Source organism: Bacillus proteolyticus, from assembly GCF_001884065.1.
Classification (GTDB): Bacteria; Bacillota; Bacilli; order Bacillales; family Bacillaceae_G; genus Bacillus_A; species Bacillus_A proteolyticus.
Window position 1 is genome coordinate 1 of record NZ_MACH01000060.1, and the last position, 2,947, is coordinate 2,947.

The following is a 2,947-nucleotide window of genomic DNA, read 5'->3' on the forward strand; positions in this document are numbered from 1 at the left end:
TTTTTTAATTTTAGTTTGGTTAAGTTAGAAAGGGCGCACGGTGGATGCCTTGACACTAGGAGTCGATGAAGGACGGGACTAACGCCGATATGCTTCGGGGAGCTGTAAGTAAGCTTTGATCCGAAGATTTCCGAATGGGGAAACCCACTATACGTAATGGTATGGTATCCTTACCTGAATACATAGGGTATGGAAGACAGACCCAGGGAACTGAAACATCTAAGTACCTGGAGGAAGAGAAAGCAAATGCGATTTCCTGAGTAGCGGCGAGCGAAACGGAATCTAGCCCAAACCAAGAGGCTTGCCTCTTGGGGTTGTAGGACATTCTATACGGAGTTACAAAGGAACGAGGTAGACGAAGCGACCTGGAAAGGTCCGTCGTAGAGGGTAACAACCCCGTAGTCGAAACTTCGTTCTCTCTTGAATGTATCCTGAGTACGGCGGAACACGTGAAATTCCGTCGGAATCTGGGAGGACCATCTCCCAAGGCTAAATACTCCCTAGTGATCGATAGTGAACCAGTACCGTGAGGGAAAGGTGAAAAGCACCCCGGAAGGGGAGTGAAAGAGATCCTGAAACCGTGTGCCTACAAATAGTCAGAGCCCGTTAATGGGTGATGGCGTGCCTTTTGTAGAATGAACCGGCGAGTTACGATCCCGTGCAAGGTTAAGTTGAAGAGACGGAGCCGCAGCGAAAGCGAGTCTGAATAGGGCGTTTAGTACGTGGTCGTAGACCCGAAACCAGGTGATCTACCCATGTCCAGGGTGAAGTTCAGGTAACACTGAATGGAGGCCCGAACCCACGCACGTTGAAAAGTGCGGGGATGAGGTGTGGGTAGCGGAGAAATTCCAATCGAACCTGGAGATAGCTGGTTCTCCCCGAAATAGCTTTAGGGCTAGCCTTAAGTGTAAGAGTCTTGGAGGTAGAGCACTGATTGAACTAGGGGTCCTCATCGGATTACCGAATTCAGTCAAACTCCGAATGCCAATGACTTATCCTTAGGAGTCAGACTGCGAGTGATAAGATCCGTAGTCAAGAGGGAAACAGCCCAGATCGCCAGCTAAGGTCCCAAAGTGTGTATTAAGTGGAAAAGGATGTGGAGTTGCTTAGACAACTAGGATGTTGGCTTAGAAGCAGCCACCATTTAAAGAGTGCGTAATAGCTCACTAGTCGAGTGACTCTGCGCCGAAAATGTACCGGGGCTAAATACACCACCGAAGCTGCGAATTGATACCAATGGTATCAGTGGTAGGGGAGCGTTCTAAGTGCAGTGAAGTCAGACCGGAAGGACTGGTGGAGCGCTTAGAAGTGAGAATGCCGGTATGAGTAGCGAAAGACGGGTGAGAATCCCGTCCACCGAATGCCTAAGGTTTCCTGAGGAAGGCTCGTCCGCTCAGGGTTAGTCAGGACCTAAGCCGAGGCCGACAGGCGTAGGCGATGGACAACAGGTTGATATTCCTGTACCACCTCTTTATCGTTTGAGCAATGGAGGGACGCAGAAGGATAGAAGAAGCGTGCGATTGGTTGTGCACGTCCAAGCAGTTAGGCTGATAAGTAGGCAAATCCGCTTATCGTGAAGGCTGAGCTGTGATGGGGAAGCTCCTTATGGAGCGAAGTCTTTGATTCCCCGCTGCCAAGAAAAGCTTCTAGCGAGATAAAAGGTGCCTGTACCGCAAACCGACACAGGTAGGCGAGGAGAGAATCCTAAGGTGTGCGAGAGAACTCTGGTTAAGGAACTCGGCAAAATGACCCCGTAACTTCGGGAGAAGGGGTGCTTTCTTAACGGAAAGCCGCAGTGAATAGGCCCAAGCGACTGTTTAGCAAAAACACAGGTCTCTGCGAAGCCGTAAGGCGAAGTATAGGGGCTGACACCTGCCCGGTGCTGGAAGGTTAAGGAGAGGGGTTAGCGTAAGCGAAGCTCTGAACTGAAGCCCCAGTAAACGGCGGCCGTAACTATAACGGTCCTAAGGTAGCGAAATTCCTTGTCGGGTAAGTTCCGACCCGCACGAAAGGTGTAACGATTTGGGCACTGTCTCAACCAGAGACTCGGTGAAATTATAGTACCTGTGAAGATGCAGGTTACCCGCGACAGGACGGAAAGACCCCGTGGAGCTTTACTGTAGCCTGATATTGAATTTTGGTACAGTTTGTACAGGATAGGCGGGAGCCATTGAAACCGGAGCGCTAGCTTCGGTGGAGGCGCTGGTGGGATACCGCCCTGACTGTATTGAAATTCTAACCTACGGGTCTTATCGACCCGGGAGACAGTGTCAGGTGGGCAGTTTGACTGGGGCGGTCGCCTCCTAAAGTGTAACGGAGGCGCCCAAAGGTTCCCTCAGAATGGTTGGAAATCATTCGTAGAGTGCAAAGGCATAAGGGAGCTTGACTGCGAGACCTACAAGTCGAGCAGGGACGAAAGTCGGGCTTAGTGATCCGGTGGTTCCGCATGGAAGGGCCATCGCTCAACGGATAAAAGCTACCCCGGGGATAACAGGCTTATCTCCCCCAAGAGTCCACATCGACGGGGAGGTTTGGCACCTCGATGTCGGCTCATCGCATCCTGGGGCTGTAGTCGGTCCCAAGGGTTGGGCTGTTCGCCCATTAAAGCGGTACGCGAGCTGGGTTCAGAACGTCGTGAGACAGTTCGGTCCCTATCCGTCGTGGGCGTAGGAAATTTGAGAGGAGCTGTCCTTAGTACGAGAGGACCGGGATGGACGCACCGCTGGTGTACCAGTTGTTCTGCCAAGGGCATAGCTGGGTAGCTATGTGCGGAAGGGATAAGTGCTGAAAGCATCTAAGCATGAAGCCCCCCTCAAGATGAGATTTCCCATAGCGTAAGCTAGTAAGATCCCTGAAAGATGATCAGGTTGATAGGTTCGAGGTGGAAGCATGGTGACATGTGGAGCTGACGAATACTAATAGATCGAGGACTTAACCATATAATATG

The 2,947-nt window shown here is 51.4% G+C and carries 1 rRNA gene; it reads left to right on the forward strand.

Annotated features, from left to right (window positions below):
• Positions 1-17 precede the first annotated feature (17 nt).
• Positions 18-2,939, forward strand: a 23S ribosomal RNA gene (locus BAQ49_RS09595).
• Positions 2,940-2,947: the final 8 nt, after the last annotated feature.